The following is a 15,354-nucleotide window of genomic DNA, read 5'->3' as shown; positions in this document are numbered from 1 at the left end:
CCCCACCAACACGGGGCGGGGGCTAGACCGACCCCCCCCCCCCCCCCCCCCCCCCCCCCCCCCCCCGCCGCGGCCCCCCCCCCCCCCCCCCCCCCCCCCCCGCTGCCCGTGCGGGGCGACGTGACGAGCCTCATGGGGACGCAGGGGCGGGATCCGGCCGCCGATGCCGTTGGGTGCCAGGAGGACGCCGCCGTCCCTCCCCTCCCCCTCAGCACCGCCCCCGAGGAGCCCACCCGTGCCCCGCGCCCTGCTCGCGCTCGCCATCGGCGCCTTCGGCATCGGCACCACCGAGTTCGTGGTGATGGGGATGCTCCCGCAGGTCGCCGAGGGGCTCGACGTCTCGGTGTCCGCCGTCGGGCTGCTGATCTCCGCCTACGCCATCGGCGTGGTGATCGGCGCCCCCACGCTCACCGCGCTGGGGGTCCGTTTCAGCCCGCGGCAGACCCTGCTGGGCCTGATGGTCCTGTTCACCGTGGGCAATGCCCTCTCCGCGCTCGCACCCGACTACCCGACCCTCGTGGCGGCCCGGGTCTTCACCGCGCTGGCGCACGGCTCGTTCTTCGGGGTCGGCGCGGTGGCCGCACGGCGACTGGTGCCCGCGAACCGTGCCTCCCAGGCCATCTCGCTGATGATCGTCGGCCTCACACTCGCCAACGTCGTCGGCGTCCCGCTGGGGACACTCCTCGCGCAGCAGCTGAGCTGGCGGCTGGTCTTCGGGGTGGTCGCCGGGCTCGGCCTGGTCACCATCGCCGGGCTGCTCGCCTGGCTGCCGCCGGTCTCCGGGGAGCGAGCGGACCTGCGCAGCGAGCTGGTCGCGTTCCGTCGTCCCGCGGTGTGGCTGGTGCTGGGGGTCACCACGATCGGTTGCGCCGCCATGTTCGCCGTCTACAGCTACATCAGCCCGATCCTCACCGAGCTGGCCGGTCTGCCGGAGAGCTGGGTGACCCCCGTGCTCGCCGTCTTCGGGATCGGCGCCACCGTCGGCACCCTGATCGGCGGCCGGCTCGGCGACCGCTGGGGCATGGCGTTCGTCACCGGGGTGCTCGCCTCGGCCGCCGCCCTGCTGGTGGCCTTCGCGTTGCTGGCCCGCTTCCCGGTGGCCGCGATCGTGCTGGTCGTGTTGTTCGGAACCGCCACCTTCTCCCTGGGCCCGGTCCTGCAGAACCGGGTGATCGAGGTGGCCCGGGTGCCCGGTGGCAGCCTGGTCTCCGCCGCCAACCAGGCGGCGTTCAACGTGGCCAACGCGCTGGGGGCCGCGTTCGGGGCCGCCGCGCTCTCGGCTGGACTGGGCTACACGGCACCCATGTGGGTGGGCGTCGGGCTCGCGCTGACCGGAGCGGTGATGGCCCTCGTCGCGGTCGTCGTGGGTTCGGCCCGGTCCGGCCCGGACGCCGCCACCGACGGAGCGACCGGGGCGGCGCAGGAGCCGGTCCTGGACCGCTGACGTTCAGCGACGCGGTCACCGGGTAGGCGGCGGACATGACCACCCCCACGGCGGAGAAGTCCGGCCAGTTCCCCCTCGGCGACCGCACGGTGCACCGCATCGGCTACGGCGCCATGCAGCTCTCCGGCCCGCACGTCATGGGCCCACCGGCCGACCGGGAGGGCGCCGTCGCCGTCCTCCGCCGCGCCGTCGAGCTCGGCGTCGACCACATCGACACCAGCGACTACTACGGCCCGCACGTCACAAACGAGATCATCCGCGAGGCGCTGCACCCCTACCCGGAGCACCTCACCATCGTCACCAAGGTGGGCGCCCGCCGGACGCCGGAGGGCGAGTGGCCCGAGGCGCTGTCCCGCGACGAGCTGCGCCAGGCCGTGCACGACAACCTCGACCACCTCGGCGTCGAGGCGATGGACGTGGTGAACCTGCGGATGCCCGGGTTCGCCGAGCCGGTGCAGCGCTCCCTCGCCGAGCCCATGGAGGCCCTCGCCGAGCTGCAGCAGGAGGGCCTGGTCAAGCACATCGGGGTGAGCAACGTGACCCCGCAGATGTTCGCCGAGGCCCAGGGCATCGCCCCGGTCGTCTGCGTGCAGAACCACTACAACCTGGTGCACCGCGCCGACGACCCGATGATCGACGCGCTGGCCCGCGAGGGCGTCGCCTACGTGCCCTTCTTCCCGCTGGGCGGGTTCAGCCCGATCCAGTCCGCTGCGCTGGAGACGGTGGCCCGGCGGCTGGAGGCCACGCCGATGGAGGTCGCGCTGGCCTGGCTGCTGGCCCGCTCCCCCAACCTGCTGCTCATCCCGGGCACCAAGTCGTTGCAGCACCTGGAGGAGAACCTGCGGGCGGGCATGCGCGTGCTGGGGCCGGTGGAGCTGCAGGAGCTGGACCGGATCGGCGGCTCGGGCGACCCCGACGTCGACCTCTGACCCCACCGTCGGCTGACGCCGAGTGAGCAGTTCCGGTCGCCGACGCGGGCGGACACGCCGTCCGGGACGACCGGGACTGCTCACTCGACCGGAGGCGCGCTGCCCGCGGCCGGGCCAGGTCAGCGCACCCAGCGGCGGGCCGTCCGGGTCGGGCTGGGCCAGCGCCACGCCGGCGTCACCCGCCACGCGACGCGCCTCGCCGACCTCCAGACCCACGACGGACGGGACGAGCACGAGACCGGCAGCGCGGTCCACGCCGACACGTTCCCGCGCCGGGCAACCGGCCGGCAAGGGGTTCAGCGGGCGCGCTGGACCCGGGCCTCGTCGAACACCGGCTCACCGGCCTCGTACACCCGCCCGTCGGCACCGAAGACGACGAACCGGTCGAAGGTGCGGGCGAACCAGCGGTCGTGGGTGACCGCCAGGACCGTGCCGTCGAACGCGGCCAGCGCCGCCTCCAGCGACTCGGCGGACAGCACGTCGAGGTTGTCGGTGGGCTCGTCGAGCAGCAGCAGCGTGGCGCCGGACAGCTCCAGCAGCAGCACCTGGAACCGGGCCTGCTGCCCACCGGACAGTGACCGGAACAGCTGGTCGCCCTGCCCGGCGAGCCCGTACCGGCGCAGCGTCGCCATCGCCCGGCCGCGGTCGACCCCCGGGCGGCCGGGCTCGCCGTGCCACAGCAGGTCGACCAGCGTTCGGTCCAGCCACTCGGGGTGGGCGTGGGTCTGGGCGAAGAAGCCGGGGACCACGCGCGCCCCGAGCCGCCAGTGCCCGGTGTGCGCGACGTCCTGGCCGGCCAGCAGCCGCAGGAAGTGCGACTTGCCCGCCCCGTTCGACCCCAGCACCGCGACCCGGTCGCCGTAGTCGACCTCCAGGTCGAAGGGGCGCATCAGCCCGCTGAGCTCCAGTTGTTCGGCGACCAGCACCCGCACGCCGGTGCGGCCCCCGCGCAGCCGCATCGTCACCGACTGGTCCGGCGGGCGCTCCGGCGGCGGGCCGGCGGCCTCGTACTTGGCCAGCCGGGTCTGCATGGCGTGGTACCGGGCGGCCATGTCCGGGGAGTTCTTCGCCTGCTGCTGCAGGGTGCGCACCAGCTCGACCAGCCGCTCGTGCTCCTCGTCCCAGCGCTTGCGCAGCTCGGCCATCCGGTCGTGCCGGGCGCTGCGGGCCGCGGGGTAGCCGGCCCAGTCGCCGCCGTGCACCCACGCCGTCCCACCCTCGACGGTGACCACCCGGTCGGCGACCCGGGAGAGCAGCTCGCGGTCGTGGCTGACGAACAGCACCGTCTTGCGCGTCTCACGCAGCCGCTCCTCCAGCCACCGCTTGCCGGGCACGTCCAGGTAGTTGTCCGGCTCGTCGAGCAGCAGCACCTGGTCCGGTCCGCGGAGCAGGCACTCCAGCGCCAACCGCTTCTGCTCACCGCCGGAGAGACTGGTGAGCTCCCGGTACTTGCACCGCTCGTACGGGACGCCGAGCGCCGCGACGGTCACGGTGTCCCAGGTGACCTCGACGTCATAGCCGCCGACGTCTCCCCAGTGGGCCAACGCGTTCGCGTAGGCCATCTGCGCCGGCTCGTCGTCGGTCTCCATCAGCCGCAGCTCGGCGGCCTCGACGGCGTCCCACGCCTGCCGGACGGCGGGCGGCGCGAGGTCGACGAGGAACCGCTGCACGGTCGTGTCGTCGCGGACCGAGCCGATGAACTGGCGCATGATCCCGAGCCCGCCCACCAGGGCGACCGAGCCGGCCTCCGGGGTCAGGTCGCCGCTGATGATGCGCAGCAGCGTGGTCTTGCCGGCGCCGTTCTCCCCGACCAGCGCCGCGCAGGCGCCCTCGCCGACCCGGAAGGAGACGTCGTCGAGCAGCACCCGCCCGTCGGGGAGGGTGTGCCGGATCCCGGTGACGTCGACGTAGCCCACGCCGGCCATCGTGCCCGGCCGGGCAAGCCTGTTCAGCCGGTGGCCTGCAGCCGCTGCCGGGCCAGCCGTTCGACCAGCTCGGGCAGCGCGCCGGCCGGCGCGCCGCTGAGCTCCGTGCGGGCGCCGCGCACGATGGCGGTCACGGTCGCCGGCGGGCGGCCGGCGAACTCACGGACCAGCCGGTCGACGGCCTGGCCGACGGCCTCGTCAGCGGGTGGGGTGGGGGGCGTTGGCGGGGTGGGAGCGGACACCGGCGGTCCTCCGCGGGTGGTCGGTTGCGCCGCCGCGGGGGCGGGCGACGCGCGTACCGCTCCACAGTGGACCGGTCGACGGCCGACACGCCAGGGCCCAACGTCCCGCGCGCCGAGGGGTGGGCAGCGGCGCCGCCGCGGAGGACGATCGCGGTGTCGGGTTCCCCGCCTGCGGAGGTGGACCATGCCCTTCCGGGACCGCACCGAGGCCGGCCGTCGGCTGGCTCCCCAGCTCACCCACCTGACCGCCGAGGACGTCGTCGTCCTGGGCCTGCCGCGCGGCGGGCTGGTCGTGGCCGCCGAGGTCGCTGCCGCGCTGCGCGCCCCGCTGGACCTCGTCGTCGTCCGCCGCATCCCGGTGCCGGGCGCCGCCGAGGTCGCGATGGGCGCCGTCGCGGAGGGCGGCGCGGTGGTCCGGGACGAGCGGGTCGTCGAGCGGGCCGGGGTGACGGCCGAGCAGTTCCGGGCCGCGCTGGACCGCGCGCAGGCGGAGCTGACCCGGCGGGTGCAGCGCGTCCGGGGGCTCCGCCCCCGGCTGCCGCTCGCGGGGCGCACCGCGGTGCTGGTCGACGACGGGATCGCCACCGGCGCGACCGCCCGGGCGGCGTGCGCGGCGGTGCGGGCGTGCGGCGCGGCCCACGTGGTGCTGGCCGTCCCGGTCTGCGCACCGGGAGCGGCCGACCGACTGCGGACTGCGGTCGACGAGCTGGTCAGCGTGGAGACACCGGACGCGTTCCGAGCGGTGGGCGGCGCCTACCGGCGCTTCGGGCAGGTGACCGACGACGAGGTGGTCGACCTGCTCCGCCGGGCGGTGGCCGACCGGGTCGGTGCCGCGTCCCGGGGACGCGGCTGAGGCCGGCAGGGCTGTGAACCCGGCTCCGCTGCGCGGGGCCTCGGGCGGATGACGAGGTGCTCGGCCTGCTGCGCCGCGCGGCTCAGCTGGCGCACCCCGCGGCTCGGCTCCCCGGGTGCCCGCGGTGGTGGACCAGGCGCCGGCGTCCGGTCCCCGCCCGTCAGAAGACGCCGCTGAACAGCACCGCACCGGCAGCCAGCAGCATCGCCGCCACGATGATCCCGGCGATCAGCCGCTGCCGACGGCGCCCGTCGGGATCGAGGTTGCCCATCCCCATCATGAGGGCACGGTACGTCGTCAGCCGACGGGGACGGAGCCTCTCCGGTCGCGGAGGAACTCCCCCGCGGTCACGGGTGGGTAGCGGGTGGGCCCCGCCGCCGCGGTCGGCACCCGCTCGACCACGACGAACGGATCGGCGTCCTGGCGCAGCGCGAGGGAGAGCAGCTCCTCGGCCGGGGCCTCGACCGGGGGCGGCAGCACCCGGTGCGGTGCCGAGCGCCAGCGGTCGCCGGTCCAGCGGGCCAGCAGGTCACCGGCGTTGACGGTGAGCGCCCCCGGCACGGAGGGTGCGTCGATCCACTCGCCCTCCGGGGTGGCGACCTGCAGGCCACCCAGCCCGGCCTGGTGGTCGGTCAGGGCCAGGACGCCGTCGTCGGTGTGCGCACCCACCCGCAGCTGCCCCGGCGCCACCGACCCGACCGCCTCCCGGGCCGGGTGCCAGGTGAGGTCGGCGGACCAGGCGTCCGCCGGGCAGCGGGCCACGAAGAAGTCCTCGTCCAGGTCGAGCGCCAGGGCCAGCACCCGCAGCAGCTCCGCGGCGAGCGCGGCGCAACGGGCGGCGAAGGCGGTCGCCGCCGGGCGCAGGCTCGGGGTGTCCGTCGGCCAGGCACCGGGCTCGGCCGGCGGCGGGGGCTCGGGGCCGAAGCAGAACTGCTCCTTGAGGTCCGGCGGCGCAGCGGGACCGGCGGGTGGGCCCGGCGGCACCCAGCCCCGCCCGCCCGGGAAGCAGGCGAGCGCGGCCTTGACGGCCGGCGGCTGGGCGAAGAACGACCGCGCCTCCTCGCGCAGGCAGTAGGTGAGGGCGGAGCTGACCGGGTGGCCGGTGAGCAGCACGAAGCCGACCTCGCACAGCGCCCGGTCGACGTCGGTGGCCACCTGCCGGCGGGCGGCGGCGTCCCCGCGGTACCAGGGGGCCAGGTCGACCAGCGGCACGACCGTCATCGCACGTCCTCTCCAGCTCGGGTCGACGGCGACGCTAGGGCCGGTCCGTTGCCTCCGGATGACGTCGGCGTGACGGTGCGTCAGGGTGGGTGGGTGCCCGTCGCACCCGCGATCCGCCTGGTCCCCCTCGAGCCCGAGCTGCTGGCCGCGGTGCTGCCGTGGTTCGACCACCCCGAGGTGCAGCGCCGGCTGGGCGGCCGCACCTGGCCGGAGCGGGAGTTCGCCCTGCGCACCGCGGCGCGGGACGAGGAGTTCCGCGGACGGCGGGTGCTCCGGGCACACAGCTGTGTGGCGGTGGACGAGGACGGGAGCCCGGTCGGCCAGGTCGGCGGCGACGTCTACGACCGGTGGACGACGTGGGACCCCGAGGCCGAACGGGTGACCGAGGAGCACCCGGGACGGGCGGCGAGCGCGGCGTACGTCGTCGACCCCGGCCGCTGGGGGCGCGGATACGGCCGGGCGGTGCTGCGGGCCTACACCGCGGCGGCGGACCTGGCCGACGTCGAGCAGTTCGTGCTGGGCATCGAGCCGGACCACACCGCCAGCCTCGCGGTGGCCCGGGCCGCCGGCTTCGCGCCGCTCAGCGACGATCCGGACGCCGAGGACATGCTCTACCTGCACCTGCGGCGCTGACCCCCGTCCTGTCAGGGCCTCCTGCCAGGGTGCGCCCGTGACCACCGAGCTCGCGCTGCTGCGGCTGGCCGCCCAGCGGCTGATCGGCCAGGCCGCGCAGACCCCGACGGACGCCGTCCGGGAGCTGACCTGCGTGCAGGGCCAGGACCTGCCCGGTGCCCTGCTCTCGGTGGCGCTGCGCTCGGCGCCCGGCACCCGGGCCGCGGTCACCGCCGCACTCGACGCCGGCCGCGTCGTCCGCTCGTGGCCGATGCGCGGCACCCTGCACCTCACCGCCGCCGAGGACCTGCCCTGGCTGCTCGATCTCCTCGGTCCGCGGGCGCTGGCCGGGGCGGCCGCCCGCCGGGCGTCCCTGGGCATCACCGACGCCGAGACCGAGCAGGCGCGCGTCCTCGCCGTCGCCGCGCTCGACGGGGGCCGCAGCTCCTCGCGGGCCGACCTGCTCGCCGCGCTCGCGGCCGGCGGCGTGCCCACGACCGGGCAGCGCGGCTACCACCTGCTCTGGTACCTGTCCCAGACCGGCACGCTCGTGCTCGGCCCGACCGCCGACGGCGACCAGCAGTTCGTGCTGCTCGACGAGTGGGTCCCCGCGCCACGGCGGCTGGAGCGCGATGCGGCGCTGGGCGAGCTGGCGCTGCGGTACTTCCGCGGCCACGGGCCGGCCACCGTCAAGGACCTGGCGCGCTGGGCCGGCTGCACGATGGCCGACGTCAAGGCCGGCCTGGCGACCGCCCGGCCGCAGCTGGCGTCGCTGACCGTCGACGGGGTCGAGCACCTGATGGACCCGAGCACGCCCGAGCGGCTCGCGGCGGCCCGGGCCGAGGCCGACGGGGTGGTGCTGCTGCCGGGCTTCGACGAGCTGGTGCTCGGCTACGCCGACCGCAGCTGCACCGTGCCGGCCGAGCACGCGAACCGGATCGTCCCGGGCGGCAACGGCATGTTCCGCCCCACCGTGGTGCACGCCGGCACGGTCGTCGGGGTCTGGCGCACCGGCCGGACGAAGGACCGGCCGCTGGAGCTGGAGCCGTTCGGCGAGCTGCCCGCGGAGGTGGTCGCCGCGGTCGAGGCGCGCCACGCCGCGCTGCCCTGAGCTCGGCGCGCGGACCGGGCGGTCCGGGAGTTGGCTCGGGGCCATGGAGTACACGCGTCTGGGCACCACCGGCCTGCAGGTCTCCCGGATCTGCCTGGGGATGATGAGCTTCGGCGACCCCACCCGCGGCGGTCATCCGTGGAGCCTGCCCGAGGAGCAGAGCCGGGAGCTCATCAAGCAGGCGGTCGAGGCCGGCATCACCTTCTTCGACACCGCCAACGTCTACTCGGCCGGCTCCAGCGAGGAGATCACCGGCCGGGCGATCCGCGACTTCGCCGACCGGGACGACGTCGTCCTGGCCACCAAGGTGCACGGCCGGATGCGGCCGGGCCCCAACGGCGCCGGGCTGTCCCGCACGGCGATCCTCCGCGAGCTCGATGCCTCGCTGCGCCGGCTGGGCACCGACCACATCGACCTGTACCAGATCCACCGCTGGGACCCGGCGACGCCGATCGAGGAGACGCTGGAGGCGCTCGACTCGGCCGTGCGGTCGGGCAAGGTGCGCTACCTGGGCGCCTCCAGCATGTGGGCCTGGCAGTTCAGCAAGGCGCTGCACCGCGCCGGCGAGCACGGCTGGCACCGGTTCGTCTCCATGCAGGACCACTACAACCTGCTGAACCGCGAGGAGGAGCGGGAGATGCTCCCGCTGTGCGCCGACGAGGGCATCGGGGTCATCCCGTGGAGCCCGCTGGCCCGCGGCCGGCTCACCCGCGACTGGGACGAGCAGACCACCCGGTCGGAGACCGACGAGTTCGGCAGCAAGCTCTACAACGACACCGACCGGGCGATCGTCGAGCGGGTCGCCGAGGTCGCCGAGGCCCGCGGCGTTCCCCGCGCGCAGGTCGCGCTGGCCTGGGTGCTGAGCAAGCCGGTGGTCACCGCGCCGATCGTCGGGGTCACCAAGGAGCACCACCTCCGCGACGCCGTCGCCGCGGTCGAGCTGCGGCTGACCGAGGAGGAGGTCGCCCGGCTGGAGGAGCCCTACACCCCGCACTCGGTGGTCGGCTTCGCCTGAGCCGGCGGGGTGGGCCCGGGGGCCGGGCCCACCCCGCTCAGGCCTGCTGCTGGGCGACCTCGGTCAGGTCGTCGAGCACCAGGCCCGCGCCCAGCGGGCCGATGGCCAGGAACCAGCGGTCGTCGTCGACCGGCACCGCGTCGCCCCGCTGGACCGCGCCGAGCGACTGCCACAGTCCACCGGAGGTGAGCTCGGTCAGCTCCGCCGCCCCGCCCTCGCCGTACGCGGAGTAGAAGAGCAGGTCGCCGTCCGCCTGGCTGATCTCCTCCGGGCCCACCTCCACGAACGTCTCGTCGGTGCGCTGGACCTCCGGGCGGGCGAAGCCGGCGTCGGCCAGCACGGTCCCGATGAACGAGCCCTCGCCGTACAGCCGGGCCGAGCCGGTCCCGACGAACCGCACGATGCTCACCTCGAGCGCCGCCGGGTCGCCGAAGAGCGCGCCCACCTCGGTCGCCCGGTCCCGGTGCTCGGCGAGCAGCTCCTCGCCCGCCTCCTGCTGGCCGAGCGCCTCGGCGTAGACGGCGAGGTTCTGCTTCCACGTCTCCCCGACCCCCTCCCCCATGACCGTGGGGGCGATCGCCTGCAGCTGCTCGTACAGCTCGGTGTGCCGCGCGGTGTTGGACAGGATCAGGTCCGGGTCCAGGGCGGCGATCGCCTCCAGGTTCGGCTCGGCGATCGTCCCCACCTCCGCGATCTCGTCGGGGTCGGCGCCGGCCTCTGCCAGGTAGCCGGGCAGCTCGGTGCTCGCGTCGGTGCGCACGGCGCCGACCGGCGTGACACCCAGGGACAGCGCGGTGTCCAGCTCCCCGGTGTCCAGCACCACGACCCGCTCGGGCACGCCGCTGATCTCCGCCTCGCCGAGGGCGTGGCCGACCGTGCGCACCTCCTCCGCCGTGCCGGAGGGGGCGTCCTCCGCCCCGCTCCCGGCGTTCCCGCAGCCGCTGATCGCCAGCGCGGTCACCAGCCCCACCAGCCCGGCTCCTGCTCGGCCCGCTCGCCGTCCGCGCACCCGTTCCGTCCTCTCGTCGTCGCCGCCTCGGTGCGGCGAGAGTTAGGGTAGCCTGCCCAAACTCGCCCCCCACCGGGACGCCCCGTCCGACGGCGGCGCAGACGGCGGGAGACGATGGCGACCGTGTCCGGCTCCTCCTCCCCGATCCGCCGGCTCGCCCCGCACCTGCTCGGCCCGCCGCTGCCGGCGGTCACCTCGCTGTGGGCCACGCACCGCCGCCGGGCACTGTCGGCCGCCTTCTGCGTGACCGCACCCCTGGTCCTCTTCGTGCTGCTGGACCGGCCGGACCTCGGCTCCGCGGCCGCGCTCGGCGGCTTCACCGCCGTCTACGGCCACGCGCTGCCCTACCGGCGGCGGGCAGCGGTGTCCGCGGGGGTCGGCGTCGCGCTCACCGCCACCGTGGGCGCCAGCGGCCTGGCCGGTCCGCGCCCGCTGCTGCTCGCGGTCGTGCTGGGCGCCCTGGTGGCGGCCGCCACCGCCGCGACCGCGGTCTGGCGGATCGGCCCACCCGGCCCGTTGATGATCGCGCTCGCCGGCGGCAGCGCCAGCACGCTCGGCGACTCACAGACGGCGGTGGCCGGGCACGTCGCCGCGGCCGCCGGGGGCGCCGCGCTGGCGTGGGTCGTCGTGATGCTGCCCTGGCTGTGGGACCCGGCCGGGCCCGAGCGCCAGTCACTGCGCGCTGCCGACACCGCGGTCAGCGCCGTCGAGCGAGACGGGCTGGGGACGACCCGGCCGGGTTCGGTCGCCCGCGCGGTGCGGGTCGCCGTCGCCGCGGTGGCCGGCGGCAGCCGACGGCGACCGTCGCTGCACCGGGAGCTGGAGCAGGTCGAGGAGCGGTTCTTCCGGGTGCTGCCGCCGAACGTCCCACCGCCGGACGACGGAGCTGCGCTCGCCGGCCCGACGACCCCGCCGCCGCGCCGTACCGCGCCGGCCTGGGCCCCCACCGCAGCCCGGATCGGGCTGGGGGCCACCACCGCCGGGGCGATCGCCGCGCTGACCGGGCTGCCCAGCGCCTACTGGGCGGTGAGCACCGCCGTCGCCGTGCTGCTCGGCACCGACGCCCGGCACACCCGTGCCCGCGCACTGCACCGGGTGACCGGGACGCTGGCCGGCGTCGGCCTGGCCGCGCTGCTGTTCTGGCTGGAGCTCCCCGTCGCGGCCACCGTGGTCGTGGTGGGGCTGCTGATGCTGGCCGTCGAACTGCTGATCGCCAGCCAGTACGTGCTCTCGGTCGCCTGCATCACGCCGCTGGCCCTGCTGCTGGTGCACCTGGGCAACCCGGCCAGCAGCGGCACCGAGCTCATCACCGTGCGGGTGGCCGAGACGCTGGTCGGGATCACCGTCGCCCTCGCCGCCGGCCTGCTCCTCTTCCCGCACACCGGCAGTCGCCGGCTGCCGGGCGCGGTGGCGGCGAGCCAGCAGCACGCCGTCGCGGCCGCGGCCGCACCGCCGGGCACCCGCGCGGACCACGCCCTGCAGGAGGCACTGCTGGCGCAGGATGAGGTGACGACGGCAGCCCGGGCCGAGCTGTTCGCCGCGCCCGGCGCCGACGTGTGGCGCCGCCGTGCCCGCCAGGTCGGTGACCTGGGCTGGGCGCTGCTCGGCGCCCGGGCGCGGGGCGACCACGAGCTGGCCGGTCAGGTCGCCGCGCGGATCCGCGCGGAGCTCGGCGGCGACCCGGGGGGCCGGTCGGCCGGCTGAGCTCAGCCGGCCAGGCCGACCAGCCGGGCAGACAGCTCCCACAGCTCACGCGCCCGGACGTCGTCGGCCGCCGAGGGCAGCGTCCGGGCCGGGGACCGGTCGGCGTGGTGGCCGCCGTTGCGCCAGCCGTCGTCGACGGTGGCCAGCCAGACCAGGGTGTCCGCGCCCTGGGCCGGAGTGCGCATGACGGCCCGCAGCGGGCTGCGGAACACCAGCCCGGTGACGCCTCCGGAGGCCTGCCCGAACGAGGTCGCCACGGCGCCGGGCTCGAAACAGGTGGCGGTGACCTCGGGTGCCCAGCGGCGGGCCAGCTCGCGGGTGAACAGCACGTTCGCCCACTTGGCGCGGGAGTACACGAGCATGCCGGAGTAGCGGCGGGGCACCTCGGCGAGGTCGGCCAGCCGGCCGCGCCGCACCCCGCCCAGCCAGTGCGCTCCCGACGAGGTGGTCACCACCCTCGCCCGGCTCGCCCGCAGCCGGTCCTCCAGCAGCCGGGTGAGCAGGTAGGGGGCGAGGTGGTCGACCTGGAAGGTCTGCTCGATGCCGTCGACGGTGCGCCCCGGCCGGCCGAAGGTGGCGCCGGCGTTCCCGGCCAGCACGTCGATGCGCGGCAGCCGTGCGGTGAGGTCGGCGGCGAGCCGGCGCACGTCGTCGAGCCGGGCGAAGTCGGCGACCTCGGTCTCGACCCCCAGCTCCGCCCCGATCGCCGCGGTCTTCTCCGGCGACCGGCCGACGACCACGACCCGCCACCCGCCGCTGTGCAGCCGGCGGGCCGCCGCGGCGCCGATCCCGTCGCTGGCCCCGGTGACGACGGCGACCGGTCGCTGGTCGTCCGGCGTGGCGTTCAGTGCGCCCGCTCGACCACGAAGACCGGGATCTCCCGGTCGGTCCGGGTCTGGTAGTCCGCGTAGTCGGGGAAGGCGGCGACCGCCCGCTCCCACCACACAGCCCGCTCCTCGCCGGTCAGCTCGCGGGCGACGCCGTCCCACACCTGGTCGCCGTCCTGCACCGTCACCTGGTCGGGGTGGGCCTTGAGGTTGAAGTACCAGGTGGGGTGCTCCGGTGCCCCGCCCTTGGAGGCGACCATGGCGTAGGCGCCGTCGTGCTCCACGCGCATCAGCGGGTTCTTGCGGACCTTGCCGCTCTTCGCCCCGCGGGTGCTGAAGACCACCACCGGCTCGGTGCGGCCGGGCAGGGTGTTGCCCTCCCGCCCGCCGGTGCGCTCGTAGAGCTCCACCTGGTCGCGCACCCACTTCTCCGGGCTGGGCTCGTACTCACCTTCCAACGGCATGCCCCGACCCTAGGGCGGCAGCCCGGCGAGCGCGGCTCGACCAGCGGTTGGGTCCGACTGGAGCTGCAGGCCGACTGCTGCGCCGGCGCCTGGGCCGGGCACGCGACCACGGTGCCTGACGACTCCGGCGGGCCGCTGACCACCGAGATCATCGAAGCGGACGTGCAGCGGGCCCTGGACACCGCGGGCCGGATCGGCGACGACTTCATCCAGGGCGAGCTGGGCGGCGGCACCGCCGACCGTGGGGCGTTCACCCACGGCACCTCCGGGCAGCCCCGGCGCTGGTTCACCACCGGGTTCGGGACCGGTGATCCCGCGCACTGCGACACCTTCGCCGTCGACGACCTCGGCTGAGGGAAGCGGCGTCCGCGGCCGGTGGTTGCCGTGACCATGACGACCCTCGGACTCATCGGCGCCGGGAACATCGGCACCGCCCTCGCCCAGGCCGCGCTCGACGCCGGCTACGACGTCGTGCTCAGCAACTCCCGCGGCCCCGAGACCCTGACCGGGCTGGTGGCCGCCCTGGAACAGCGGCCGGGGCGGCGCGGCAGCGTCCGGGCCGGCACCGCGGCCGACGCGGCGGCCGCAGCCGACCTCGCGGTGGTCACCATCCCGCTGAAGAACGTCGGCCAGGTGCCCGTCGAGCCGCTGGCCGGGAAGGTGGTGATCGACACGAACAACTACTACCCGCAGCGCGACGGGCAGATCGCCGAGCTGGACGACGAGTCGACGACGACGGCGGAGCTGCTCCAGGCCCACCTGCCGACCTCACGCGTGGTCAAGGCGTTCAACCACATCGGCGCCCGGGACATCGTGGAGCACGGGCAGGCCGCCGGCACCCCGCACCGGCGGGCGCTGGCCGTGGCCGGGGACGACGCCGGCGCCAAGGAGCAGGTCGCGCAGCTCATCGCCGACCTCGGCTTCGACGTCGTCGACCTCGGCCCGCTCGCCGAAGGGTGGCGGATCCAGCGCGACACCCCCGGTTACGGGCCGCGGTTGGACGCCGAGCAGCTGCGCGCCGCCACCGCCGCGGCGAAGCGCTACCGCGACATGTGAGCCACCCTCTCCGGGGTGGCGCCCACCCCGGAGGGGCACCGGTCAGCCGGCGACCTGCTCCTCGGCCTCGATCTGGGCGTTCCAGTCGCGCTTCTCGGCCTGCCAGCGGTCTTCGGTGCGACCCACCCGCCAGTAGCCGGAGACCGAGGTGAACTCCGGGTCCAGGCCGCGCTCGGCGCGCAGGTGCCGGCGCAGCTCCCGCACCAGGCCCGCCTCGCCGTGCACGAACACGTGGCCCCGCCCGGCCGGCAGCTGCGCGGCGCGGACCGCGTCGACCAGCGCCCGCCCGGGCTCGGCGGAGCCGCGGTGCACCCAGACCAGCTCGACGCCGACCGGCGTCGGCACGTCGTCCTGCTCCTCCTCGGGCCCGGCGACCTCCAGGAACACCTGTGCCGGGGCGCCGGCGGTGAGCCGGGGCAGGGAGGCGGCGATCGCCGGGAGCGCGCTCTCGTCGCCCACGAGCAGGTGCCAGTCGGCATCCGGCCTGGGCGCGTACGCCCCGCCGGGGCCGAGCAGCTGGATCCGGTCCCCGGGCCGGGCCGATGCCGCCCACGGGCCGGCCAGGCCCTCGTCGCCGTGGTACACGAAGTCGATGGTGAGCTCGCCGGACGTCGGGTCCCAGGCACGCACCGTGTACGTGCGGGTGACCGGCCACTGGTCGCGCGGCAGCTCCGCGCGGACCTGCTCGGGGTCGAAGGGCACGGCGTAGGGCGCGCCGGCGGGCGGGAAGAGCAGCTTCACGTAGTGGTCGGTGAACTCCCCGACGGGGAAGCCGGCCAGCCCGTCACCGCCGAGCACGACGCGGATCATGTGCGGCGTCAGCCGCGAGGTGCGGAGCACCTCCGCGATCCGGGGCACCCGCGGCCGCCGCGGCCGGGGCTCCACCGTCTGCTGTGTCGCTCCGGTCATCCCATCTCCTCCCATCAGGCAAGGGAAGGCTCC

16 protein-coding genes are annotated in these 15,354 nt (G+C 75.9%); 9 read left to right on the top strand and 7 right to left on the bottom strand.

Going from position 1 to position 15,354, the window contains the following annotated elements:
• The first annotated feature begins 235 nt into the window (after nt 1-235).
• Complete coding sequence (locus tag ACI79Y_RS18515) at nt 236-1,444, top strand: MFS transporter (protein ID WP_457159898.1); 1,209 nt, start codon at nt 236-238, stop codon at nt 1,442-1,444.
• A gap of 35 nt (nt 1,445-1,479) precedes the next feature.
• The gene (locus ACI79Y_RS18510; RefSeq protein WP_457159897.1) at nt 1,480-2,373 is read left to right on the top strand and encodes an oxidoreductase; all 894 of its coding nucleotides are present in this window, start codon (nt 1,480-1,482) and stop codon (nt 2,371-2,373) included.
• Nucleotides 2,374-2,669: 296 nt separating this feature from the next.
• Here ACI79Y_RS18510 and ACI79Y_RS18505 read toward each other — a convergent pair whose 3' ends face one another.
• Nucleotides 2,670-4,298, bottom strand: coding sequence for an ABC-F family ATP-binding cassette domain-containing protein (locus ACI79Y_RS18505; RefSeq protein WP_457159896.1), 1,629 nt, complete (start codon nt 4,296-4,298; stop codon nt 2,670-2,672).
• A gap of 23 nt (nt 4,299-4,321) precedes the next feature.
• Nucleotides 4,322-4,540 (bottom strand): three-helix bundle dimerization domain-containing protein, encoded by a 219-nt coding sequence (locus tag ACI79Y_RS18500; RefSeq protein ID WP_457159895.1) that lies wholly within the window; start codon nt 4,538-4,540, stop codon nt 4,322-4,324.
• Between the two features lie 184 nt (nt 4,541-4,724).
• On the opposite strand from ACI79Y_RS18500, the gene ACI79Y_RS18495 reads away from it, so the two are divergent.
• Nucleotides 4,725-5,393 carry a phosphoribosyltransferase gene (locus ACI79Y_RS18495; protein WP_457159894.1) on the top strand — a complete coding sequence of 223 codons (669 nt, stop codon included), beginning with the start codon at nt 4,725-4,727 and terminating at the stop codon, nt 5,391-5,393.
• A gap of 297 nt (nt 5,394-5,690) precedes the next feature.
• On the opposite strand, the gene ACI79Y_RS18490 is transcribed toward ACI79Y_RS18495, so the two are convergent.
• The gene (locus tag ACI79Y_RS18490) at nt 5,691-6,614 is read right to left on the bottom strand and encodes a 2-oxoglutarate and iron-dependent oxygenase domain-containing protein (protein WP_457159893.1); all 924 of its coding nucleotides are present in this window, start codon (nt 6,612-6,614) and stop codon (nt 5,691-5,693) included.
• Between the two features lie 93 nt (nt 6,615-6,707).
• Here ACI79Y_RS18490 and ACI79Y_RS18485 point away from each other — a divergent pair, with 93 nt between their 5' ends.
• From ACI79Y_RS18485 to ACI79Y_RS18475, 3 genes are read left to right on the top strand one after another with little or no spacing between them, the layout of a single operon-like run.
• A complete protein-coding gene (locus ACI79Y_RS18485; RefSeq protein ID WP_457159892.1) occupies nt 6,708-7,247 on the top strand; it encodes a GNAT family N-acetyltransferase in 540 nt (179 codons plus the stop codon).
• A gap of 37 nt (nt 7,248-7,284) precedes the next feature.
• Nucleotides 7,285-8,337: a winged helix DNA-binding domain-containing protein gene (locus ACI79Y_RS18480; protein ID WP_457159891.1), complete on the top strand. Its 1,053-nt coding sequence runs from the start codon at nt 7,285-7,287 to the stop codon at nt 8,335-8,337.
• Nucleotides 8,338-8,380: 43 nt separating this feature from the next.
• A complete protein-coding gene (locus ACI79Y_RS18475; RefSeq protein WP_457159890.1) occupies nt 8,381-9,352 on the top strand; it encodes an aldo/keto reductase in 972 nt (323 codons plus the stop codon).
• Between the two features lie 37 nt (nt 9,353-9,389).
• On the opposite strand, the gene ACI79Y_RS18470 is transcribed toward ACI79Y_RS18475, so the two are convergent.
• The gene (locus tag ACI79Y_RS18470) at nt 9,390-10,322 is read right to left on the bottom strand and encodes an ABC transporter substrate-binding protein (RefSeq protein WP_457159889.1); all 933 of its coding nucleotides are present in this window, start codon (nt 10,320-10,322) and stop codon (nt 9,390-9,392) included.
• Between the two features lie 162 nt (nt 10,323-10,484).
• Here ACI79Y_RS18470 and ACI79Y_RS18465 point away from each other — a divergent pair, with 162 nt between their 5' ends.
• Nucleotides 10,485-12,065, top strand: a complete 1,581-nt coding sequence (locus tag ACI79Y_RS18465; RefSeq protein ID WP_457159888.1) for an FUSC family protein — start codon at nt 10,485-10,487, stop codon at nt 12,063-12,065.
• A 2-nt stretch (nt 12,066-12,067) separates the two neighbouring features.
• Here the strand turns inward: ACI79Y_RS18465 and ACI79Y_RS18460 are convergent, their stop codons facing one another.
• Complete coding sequence (locus ACI79Y_RS18460) at nt 12,068-13,006, bottom strand: SDR family NAD(P)-dependent oxidoreductase (protein ID WP_457159887.1); 939 nt, start codon at nt 13,004-13,006, stop codon at nt 12,068-12,070.
• Entirely contained in the window at nt 12,910-13,356 is a 447-nt protein-coding gene (locus ACI79Y_RS18455; protein ID WP_457159886.1) for a nitroreductase family deazaflavin-dependent oxidoreductase, read from the bottom strand. The genes ACI79Y_RS18460 and ACI79Y_RS18455 overlap by 97 nt, the downstream gene beginning before the upstream one ends.
• Here ACI79Y_RS18455 and ACI79Y_RS18450 point away from each other — a divergent pair.
• Both ACI79Y_RS18450 and ACI79Y_RS18445 read left to right on the top strand, forming a co-directional pair.
• Nucleotides 13,303-13,710: a neutral zinc metallopeptidase gene (locus tag ACI79Y_RS18450; protein ID WP_457159899.1), complete on the top strand. Its 408-nt coding sequence runs from the start codon at nt 13,303-13,305 to the stop codon at nt 13,708-13,710. The genes ACI79Y_RS18455 and ACI79Y_RS18450 overlap by 54 nt on opposite strands.
• Before the next feature lie 36 nt (nt 13,711-13,746).
• A complete protein-coding gene (locus tag ACI79Y_RS18445) occupies nt 13,747-14,412 on the top strand; it encodes an NADPH-dependent F420 reductase (RefSeq protein WP_457159885.1) in 666 nt (221 codons plus the stop codon).
• A 42-nt stretch (nt 14,413-14,454) separates the two neighbouring features.
• On the opposite strand, the gene ACI79Y_RS18440 is transcribed toward ACI79Y_RS18445, so the two are convergent.
• Nucleotides 14,455-15,321, bottom strand: coding sequence for a siderophore-interacting protein (locus tag ACI79Y_RS18440; protein WP_457159884.1), 867 nt, complete (start codon nt 15,319-15,321; stop codon nt 14,455-14,457).
• Between the last annotated feature and the right edge of the window lie 33 nt (nt 15,322-15,354).

The sequence above is a fragment of the Modestobacter sp. SYSU DS0875 genome (assembly GCF_054050915.1).
Note: the sequence above shows the minus strand (reverse complement) of the source record. Positions and strands in the feature narration are given on the sequence as shown.

Bases quoted from the DNA above. Each gene is read 5' to 3' on its own strand.
- ACI79Y_RS18440 (WP_457159884.1), bottom strand. From the start codon at position 15,321: ATGACCGGAGCGACACAGCAGACGGTGGAGCCCCGGCCGCGGCGGCCG.
- ACI79Y_RS18475 (WP_457159890.1), top strand. From the start codon at position 8,381: ATGGAGTACACGCGTCTGGGCACCACCGGCCTGCAGGTCTCCCGGATC.
- ACI79Y_RS18455 (WP_457159886.1), bottom strand. From the start codon at position 13,356: ATGCCGTTGGAAGGTGAGTACGAGCCCAGCCCGGAGAAGTGGGTGCGC.
- ACI79Y_RS18495 (WP_457159894.1), top strand. From the start codon at position 4,725: ATGCCCTTCCGGGACCGCACCGAGGCCGGCCGTCGGCTGGCTCCCCAG.
- ACI79Y_RS18490 (WP_457159893.1), bottom strand. From the start codon at position 6,614: ATGACGGTCGTGCCGCTGGTCGACCTGGCCCCCTGGTACCGCGGGGAC.
- ACI79Y_RS18505 (WP_457159896.1), bottom strand. From the start codon at position 4,298: ATGGCCGGCGTGGGCTACGTCGACGTCACCGGGATCCGGCACACCCTC.
- ACI79Y_RS18510 (WP_457159897.1), top strand. From the start codon at position 1,480: ATGACCACCCCCACGGCGGAGAAGTCCGGCCAGTTCCCCCTCGGCGAC.
- ACI79Y_RS18445 (WP_457159885.1), top strand. From the start codon at position 13,747: ATGACGACCCTCGGACTCATCGGCGCCGGGAACATCGGCACCGCCCTC.